Genomic DNA, 7,322 nt, shown 5'->3' with positions numbered 1-7,322 from the left:
GTCTGTTTTGTTCCTTAACCTTATCACTTGTAAGCGTTACAAAATTATAAACTATGCAATTTTCTATTGTTTCCGTCCCAAAGGGTTTTATCGGGTATCCTAAGCATTTTAAAATACTCAATAATTCGTCAAGTACCATCATCCAAGCACCCCTCAAACCTTTTTAAAATATCATCCATGCTTTCATCAACAGCCTTTTGCAAGAAGGGGTTCGGCTTTTGACCTTTTGTGCTATGATATTCACCTTTCCCATCCTGATAAACCCATGGCACACTTTTACGTCCTTTCCCCTCTTTGGCATAAAGCCCTGTTCCCTCATGAATATACGGGGCATACTCAACATTGCTGCCAATGTATCCCGTAAACATCCCATCTGATTGCTCTACTCTATGCGTGATACTGGCTCTAAGGGTGCCGTCATCAAAAGAGCAATTATCTACCGCCCTATTCTCAATATCCTGACATGCATCGTTTAAGGCCGTTATAACCGCTTGTGGCAAAGTTTCGGCAAACAACTTTTTAATATTTAAGCTAATCTCATTCATTAAATCACCGCCTGTAAAAGGTATTGAGACAGTCTTGAAAGTTCGTTGATACTTTTAATAAAGTACTCATCCCCTTCATTATCCTTTGGCACCAACTTATATTGTTTTTTCAAGTCTAAGCCTTTATAATGGGATACCCCTGAATACTGACAGTCTGTGTACCTTATATCATTATTAATCCTGCTCATAGAATTGAAATGTATAGCCACCATGACCTCACACTCAAACTCATAGTTATCAATCATGTTGCCATAATCAGTCTCAATCGGATTGTTTACATAAAGGTCATAGAGCTTCATCCTGCCATTCAATGACATCACAAAGCCCCCCATTTCTTTTTAAATTTATCTAACTGCATTTTAATTTCCTGAGGGTATCCATCAATATAACTTTCACTGGCACCACTATAGCCCTGAGCGGATAACCCATCACAGCCTAAGCGATTGACTTTGAGTACCGCAATATCAACAGCCATATTATCGTACCTTGTATCATAATCCAGATTCAAATACGCCGATATTTCAGCCTTTGCCTTATCCAGCACTAGGCTGATTAAATCATCATTGATATTGCCTGTAATGAGTTTTACTTGCTCCTTAAGCTCCATTTAATCAGCCCCATTCCTTATACGGATTTTACAAGCTTAATGCTGTAGGTTTCATCCACCAAAGCCATAACACCGTGTCTTTCATAAACAACAGTATTATCCTTTGTTTCAATGTCCCTATCCTGTTCCACTGACCCTTCTTTTTTCACAAAGAACTTAATGGCATCTTTTTTTGTGATATAGGCCGTACCAGCGGGTACTAGCTTAGAGAATAATACAGGCAAGCCGCAAATAGTGCCAAACTGCCCAGTATACAAGATTTCACCCTGCTTGCTGGAAATAAAGTCAGTGTCTTTTCTGATCTTTGCTCTCAAGTCGTTGCCCATAATAACAAACATATCTTCTTCGGTTTCCTTGTCGACTTCTGCCAATGCATCAACGATAGCAGCATAATCAAAAGTAGTATATGTATAGGTATTGCTAATTTTAGCAAGCTCTGCGAAATACTCTGTTTTAATTTGATTTGCCATAATGGTAGCAGCTCCGCTTGTGGCAACGTCCAATACATAAGGGTCTTTCATGATGTCCATATCGTTATATTCAAAGGTCTGCTGGTACCTCTCAACCGCATATTCAGCAGGAACAAAGGTAACACCGCCTTTTTCCGTATTCTTTGCGCCCTTAGCCAGCTTTTCCACTGTTCCGCTATATGTATACTTATTTACAACCTTTTTAAGACCCGCACTTTCGGCAAGGGAATAATCCATTGTCATAAGGGAACGGGCATCCACCTTTGTATTTAACAAATCCGTCATTTTATTTTCAATTACAATGTTTTCGTATCCTGTCATAGCCATTATCTATCATCCTTTCTTATCTCTTGGTCAATTCGTCATAAAGCTGTCTGTTGTTTTTTGCTACTTTGGCCTGTTCTGTTAAAGGCATCTTTGCAAACTGTTCTCTTGTGATATTGCCAACCAGCCCAGCCGCGGAACTCTTAGGCGTGGTTGCTCCTGCCTTAAGCCTTGCATCAACTTCCTTTTTCAGCATTGCCTTAAAAATCTTATCCAATGTTTCAATTTTTTCAAGGCATTCTTCTGCATCATCCGTTGTTACAACAAAGTCCACAAGGTTAGCATCCAGCCCCCTGTTATTTAAAACCTTGCTGATTTCTGCCTTGGTATTGGAAAGCTTGAACTCAGAAAGCATTTCTTCCAATTCTGAAATACGCTGATCTTTTTCGATTTCTTCCCGTGCTTCCGGGTCACGTCCCACCAAACTTTTTTGTTTGTTCAATTCCTTTTCATGCTTTTTTTGCTGTGTTTTTAAGGCCTGCTGCACTCTCTTATCCGATTCACTCTGAATAAGCTGTAAAACCTCATCTTTGGTATAGCCGTCTTTGCCTGTGCCGTCCTCTTGTTGAAGTCCTTCGCCCTCACCAGCTCCGCCACCCTCGGCCCCCGTATCAGCAGCAAAGTATTGTAAATTGAATTTAAAGATATTTTTTTTCATTTTATTTTATCCTTTCGTTTCCGTTGGTTAACCGTATCCGATATTTTCCGTTTGTTCTTTTACGCCTGCACCCGGGAAAAAGGCAATAAAAAAACACTCACAATTAAATCTGCAAGTGTTTTATCTTACTTTTCCACCATTTTTCGAGTTTCTTTCGCTTGATTCAAACTCATTTCATTCCCTCCACCATCTTCATCTGGGTGTTCATATTGGCATCTTTCATTTTCCCAATTGCATACCGGGCAGATGTCGTAATCATCTTCTTTTTTAAATTCATACTCCCCACAAATATTATCCCCACTCTGAATTATTATATTGCCTTTTGCACTTTTCGCAAGGGCAGCTTCATATTTTGCTTGTTCTCCATTTTGCTTGGCAATGTCAAAAGCTGTTCTCGTAGGAACTACAGGCATTATTATACATCTGCAATTTGGATGATGCACAGCCTCCATTGTGTCCAGCAACAAGGGATTTTTACGGCTCTCTTTGCTTATTCTTTCGCATTCCTCACAATTTCTATCATCATCAGAGTAGATATAATAACCATGTGTGTAGCCATTGGCGATAAAAGACTGCTTTTGACCGTCATTAATCGCTCTCATTGTTTCCGTTCTCACCAACCTATCCGCATTACGGAAGGAAGCCTTTTCAATACCCATAATGCTTTTTATGGCCTTATCCTTACTCTGCCCACTTGCAACAACATCCTGAATATTTTTCTCAAGGGCCTGCAAAAGGCTACCACGATTGTTCCATATCCGTTTTGAGAACTTGGCACTCTTTAAATTTGCGTTTACAATAATATGAGTGTTTTGCAAGCCCCATTTTGCGCTTTGCCCCAAGGTTTCACTTGTCTCGCCAAAAGCTTCCTTGAATGCTGATTCTAGGCCACCGCTGACAATTTCAATTTCCTTTTCCCCATAGCTTTGAAGAATGGCATTGATCTCCTTCATAAGCTCTGTGTAACGACCATAGGCATAAAGATTTGTTGTAGAAATACCCCCATCCTCTATCATTTTCAAATAAAGGTTAGTTACCTTGTCCTGTATATCTTTGGATTGATTTCGATACATCTTTTTTAATTCTTTCAGCATCCCTTCACTGGTTCTGTCAAATGCCTTATCTGCCAATCGTTTTCCCCAGCAATCATTCCCCACCAAAATCACCACCGTAAATATCTGGCACGTTATTAGCTGCCTTTGCCTGTTCAACCTCCCAAGCTGCATCTTGAACAAAAGGAAGCTGACTAACAAGGGTTTCATCCGATACCAGCCCTCTAAGCATATTGATTGTTTGCGCTGTTTCAAGACTATTTTCTGGCAAGCTTGTTGTAAAGACAACATCCACATATGATGGTCCGTTTAAACCCTTAATTTCCATAATGCCATATATGAGCTTGTTTCTTTCCAACAGTGCTATTTTAAATTTGCGCTGTTTATTGGCAATATTATTAAGGGTTCCAAGAAGCTTGTACCTCATAGCCACGCCTGAGACATTGTTGGCAAAATTATTATCACTCATATCTGGGGTAAAGCTTAATTTATGAATATCACTGACAAGGCGATTCTTTTCAATGTCATTGTCTGCGTTCTGACTGTCTTTCAGTATAAAAGATGGGTTTAGTCCATCCCCGTAAAGCACACGATTTTCTTTCATGCTTTTTACGTCCTCTGTATCTACGCTATCAGTATTTAAAAACAGATACGCATTGTTGAAATAGTCATTTTCGTTGATTGTGTCGCTTTCCAGCATGTCATAAGCATCAATGAGAGAGATTACCTTTTCAAAGTCCCCCTTCAAATCATCATTATTCTTGTACACTACAACGGGAATATCGGCGAACACATGAAACTGCTCTCCTATGAAAACACTGTTTCTATAGCTTTTTACGCTGTCCCTACTGTATATTTCTATGTACTCATTTTGAACGTTGTCCCTTGTGACAGTATTCCAAAACCTTATGCAGAACAAAAGCTTGCATGAAATATCATCACTGTACACAAGAACCGTTTGCTTATTATCCAGCACGGCAAATTTAATCTGGGCATCTTCATCAAGGTAAGTGAGCTGCGCCGCATACCCGTATATACTGCAATTGGTGGCAAGGTTGATGTTACTATCTTCTTCCCCTGCCGTTTCAAGAATACTGTTAAAGTCCTCCAATTCATCCTCACTGTTATAAGTGACGGGAGAACCTAAGAACATAGCCACATTGGTAGTTGTAACGTAGTCCCCAAAGCTATGGGATATTTTGTTGTTGGGCTTGCTGGTATCCTCAAACACACGCCTGTTTATATCATTATCATTCTTATAATACTGTTGCAGTCGTTTCAGCCTTGGAAGTTGCCCGGTTGTGAATTTATCAATGTAGTACTTGGCTAGAGATAAATTCATTTCACTTTCTTTGTCAATATAGAACACTATAACGCCCCCTTTGGTAATGTTCCCATTTTGCCCCTAATAATCTGCATGGAGTACCTTAATGCATCAATGTAGTGATTGAATTTGTCTACAGGCTTATTAACATATTCGTTGGTATTTCTATCTTTTTCCCAACTATAATTTTGGAACTCTGTTTTCACCCCTGTACACTTTGGATGGATATATATTTTATACTGCTGTAATTGCTGAATACCAAATAATACGCTATCACTACCTTTAGCACACTTTTTAATTTTCGGCACCCCCGCCCTGCGTATTTCTTCAATACTCTTTTGCTCTGCACAATCTGCCATAATAATATTTTTGCTATACCCCAAGCTTTTTATGATATTGGCTATATCAGGATTCAAAAGTCCTGCATCTCCGTATTCATCAAATATATACAGTTCTTTATTCTTTGTATCACACAAGCTGACAACCAAGGCTGTAGGGTCGTTGGTGAAACCAAAGTCTAAGCCTATAAGGGTAGTATATTGCTTTTTGGCTATCAACTCATTGACATCAAAGTCTTTTTCTTCCCAATTCGTGAATACCAGCTTGTCAAGACTGCAAAATTCACCTAAAGCATATATCCTGTAGTAGGTAAAGTTTGTTTCTTTCATCTTTTCCAAACTGTCTATGTATGCCTGGGGTAAAAATTGATTTTCCCTATATGTAGTTTTCAAAACAAATGCGTCAGTAGTCTTTGTAAAAAACGTTTGATAACACCAATTTGCTTTACTAATCGGATTAAACGAAAGCAACATTTGTAAATTAGGAGCCTTGGCTCTTAATCTCAAATTAAGCTGTGTATAATCGTCAAGGGTGAGTTCCGTTGCTTCTTCAATCCAAATATCTGTGATATTGGCTATGGATTTAATCTTTTCGTTATCATCCATTCCTTTAAATAAAAAAACACTGCCATTTGGAAGTGTAATATCAAGGGTAGATTTATTTATGGTACATTTATTAAGAATCTCTAAGCTACTTAGAGTATCTTTCATAACTGTGAAGCAGCTTTCCTTTTGGGTTCTGGCCACTTTACGAATAACAAGAATCTTTCTCTTTCCCCGTAAAGCTTTTACAACTAATTTCTGTGATACAAATACGGATTTTCCTGATCCTGCACCGCCATAGTATACTTCTGTGCGGTTGGTGTATTTTCCTAGATAAGGGAGATAGACGTTGTTTATAGCTAAATTAGCAATCATCAAAATCACCCTTTATGTTAATGGTCAGCTCGCTATCATTGTCCAGCTTAACACGGTTGATAAAAGCCCCATTGGATTTTGCGATAAACTTTGAAGCTTTCAAGCGATCTTTATCCTCTGCGCCCTTGTCTCTCATTGTGGCCGTCCAGAACTCTTTTACTTCCTGCATACCGGCAATCCTTTCATTTGCAATCTCTGCATTTCTTTTGTCTATATATGCCACAACCTCGGCATTGCTCAACAGTCTACTGCCCGCACTCTCTGCTGTTCTTTGTTTTATAATGTTAGGATATGCCAATTTGTAAGCTTGTGCGGCATTACCACACTTGATATATTCATCTGCAAATTTTAGCTGATTTTGTGTCATAATGTCACCGCCTTTCTTCAAAATAAAAAGAGCCTTGGAGGCTCTTACTTATATTTTATTTCTAAATACATGTCTTTTCCGTTATATATGGTATTAATCTGTGCAACCCCTACACTCTTTACTTTGACATTAAACAAAGCAACCATCAACTCGTTAGCACTTCCTTTGTTTTTTATCTTATAGCTGTATGTATAAAACTTATCGGTTTTTACTGACAGCACTATTGGAATATAGACACTACCCAAAAGACTGACTGATAGTGCACAAACTGCCAACAAAGTCTCAAAAATAGATTGGTCTTCTAGATACTTTCTCATGGTTATAAATAGAGATATAAACAATGAGGCAAATAATATACCGGGTAATTTTATTTAAAAGTGATAGGAAAGGAAATGCCCATTTTGCTGTGTGTTCTGTTTTAATCTTTTTCATTTCGGCCAAGATTTCTGTAGCCTCATCCTTTATCTTTTTAACCATTAAGTCTTTCACCATAAATCCACCCCCATCAAATTACAATTCGACACAAACCAGTAAATTCCTACCATTTGTCAAAAAATAGTTAAAGGCACCAGCTTTCGCCAATGCCCTAGGAGGTGTTATACAAATTTCTATACTACTATAATATCACACTTTATCTATCAAAAATAATCAACTTTTAATCACTCCAATCTCAAGACCCACAAATTCTACAATCTGCCCTTTATACCGGGTGAATGTTG

The 7,322-nt window shown here is 38.4% G+C and carries 10 protein-coding genes; all 10 read right to left on the bottom strand.

Annotation, left to right across the window (positions count from 1 at the left end; all coding sequences use genetic code 11):
- Nucleotides 1–128: 128 nt before the first annotated feature.
- The 10 genes from RTK36_RS12500 to RTK36_RS12455 all read right to left on the bottom strand — a co-directional run bounded on the left by RTK36_RS12500 (nucleotide 129) and on the right by RTK36_RS12455 (nucleotide 7,095).
- Nucleotides 129–545, bottom strand: a complete 417-nt coding sequence (locus tag RTK36_RS12500; RefSeq protein WP_312047581.1) for an HK97 gp10 family phage protein — start codon at nucleotides 543–545, stop codon at nucleotides 129–131.
- Complete coding sequence (locus RTK36_RS12495) at nucleotides 545–862, bottom strand: hypothetical protein (RefSeq protein ID WP_312047580.1); 318 nt, start codon at nucleotides 860–862, stop codon at nucleotides 545–547. Before RTK36_RS12495 ends, RTK36_RS12500 begins: the two co-directional genes overlap by 1 nt.
- The gene (locus tag RTK36_RS12490) at nucleotides 862–1,152 is read right to left on the bottom strand and encodes a phage head-tail connector protein (protein WP_312047579.1); all 291 of its coding nucleotides are present in this window, start codon (nucleotides 1,150–1,152) and stop codon (nucleotides 862–864) included. The genes RTK36_RS12495 and RTK36_RS12490 overlap by 1 nt, the downstream gene beginning before the upstream one ends.
- A 17-nt stretch (nucleotides 1,153–1,169) precedes the next feature.
- Nucleotides 1,170–1,949, bottom strand: coding sequence for a phage major capsid protein (locus RTK36_RS12485; RefSeq protein ID WP_312047578.1), 780 nt, complete (start codon nucleotides 1,947–1,949; stop codon nucleotides 1,170–1,172).
- Between the two features lie 16 nt (nucleotides 1,950–1,965).
- A complete protein-coding gene (locus tag RTK36_RS12480; protein WP_312047577.1) occupies nucleotides 1,966–2,604 on the bottom strand; it encodes a DUF4355 domain-containing protein in 639 nt (212 codons plus the stop codon).
- Nucleotides 2,605–2,729: 125 nt separating this feature from the next.
- Nucleotides 2,730–3,761 (bottom strand): CPCC family cysteine-rich protein, encoded by a 1,032-nt coding sequence (locus tag RTK36_RS12475; protein ID WP_312047576.1) that lies wholly within the window; start codon nucleotides 3,759–3,761, stop codon nucleotides 2,730–2,732.
- A complete protein-coding gene (locus RTK36_RS12470) occupies nucleotides 3,751–5,025 on the bottom strand; it encodes a phage portal protein (protein WP_312047575.1) in 1,275 nt (424 codons plus the stop codon). Before RTK36_RS12470 ends, RTK36_RS12475 begins: the two co-directional genes overlap by 11 nt.
- Nucleotides 5,025–6,236 carry a PBSX family phage terminase large subunit gene (locus tag RTK36_RS12465; protein WP_312047574.1) on the bottom strand — a complete coding sequence of 404 codons (1,212 nt, stop codon included), beginning with the start codon at nucleotides 6,234–6,236 and terminating at the stop codon, nucleotides 5,025–5,027. Before RTK36_RS12465 ends, RTK36_RS12470 begins: the two co-directional genes overlap by 1 nt.
- Nucleotides 6,226–6,603: a terminase small subunit gene (locus RTK36_RS12460; RefSeq protein ID WP_312047573.1), complete on the bottom strand. Its 378-nt coding sequence runs from the start codon at nucleotides 6,601–6,603 to the stop codon at nucleotides 6,226–6,228. Before RTK36_RS12460 ends, RTK36_RS12465 begins: the two co-directional genes overlap by 11 nt.
- Nucleotides 6,604–6,885: 282 nt before the next feature.
- A complete protein-coding gene (locus RTK36_RS12455) occupies nucleotides 6,886–7,095 on the bottom strand; it encodes a hypothetical protein (protein ID WP_312047572.1) in 210 nt (69 codons plus the stop codon).
- Nucleotides 7,096–7,322 lie beyond the last annotated feature (227 nt).

This window comes from Anaerotignum sp. (assembly GCF_031981185.1).
In the GTDB taxonomy this organism is placed as follows: Bacteria; Bacillota; Clostridia; order Lachnospirales; family Anaerotignaceae; genus Chakrabartyella.
Note: the sequence above shows the minus strand (reverse complement) of the source record. Positions and strands in the feature narration are given on the sequence as shown.